The organism is Streptacidiphilus sp. ASG 303 (genome assembly GCF_020991365.1).
GTDB lineage: Bacteria > Actinomycetota > Actinomycetes > Streptomycetales > Streptomycetaceae > Peterkaempfera.
The window spans coordinates 1-321 of the sequence record NZ_JAJLRA010000115.1; the positions used below are offsets into that span (position 1 = coordinate 1).

A 321-nucleotide genomic window follows, 5' to 3' on the forward strand; every position below is an offset into this window, starting at 1 on the left:
AGGCGGAGCATGCCGACGATCTCGGCGGCGACCTTCTCCCAGTCGGTGTACAGGGCGCGCGCGGCGTCGTCGAGGATGACCCAGCGGGTGAGGGTGCGCTCGCGGTGGGGCATGGCGTCGAAGTCGGCGAGCAGGACGCGGGCCAGGTGGTTGGCGGCCAGGACGTCGGTGCGCCTGCCCAGGACGACGGCGGCCTGGTCGGTGAGGGAGTCGAGCCTGCGCCGGACGGCGGGGCGCACCCGCTGCACGTCGGGGGCGACGCGGCGCACCGGGCCGCTCCGGGGGCGGTCGAGGTGGTAGTGGTGGGCGCGCGCGGCCTGG

The 321-nt window shown here is 76.6% G+C and carries 1 pseudogene; it reads right to left on the reverse strand.

The features are described from left to right. Nucleotides 1-321 (reverse strand): annotated as a pseudogene (locus tag LO771_RS30155) (transcriptional regulator); the annotation flags it as partial.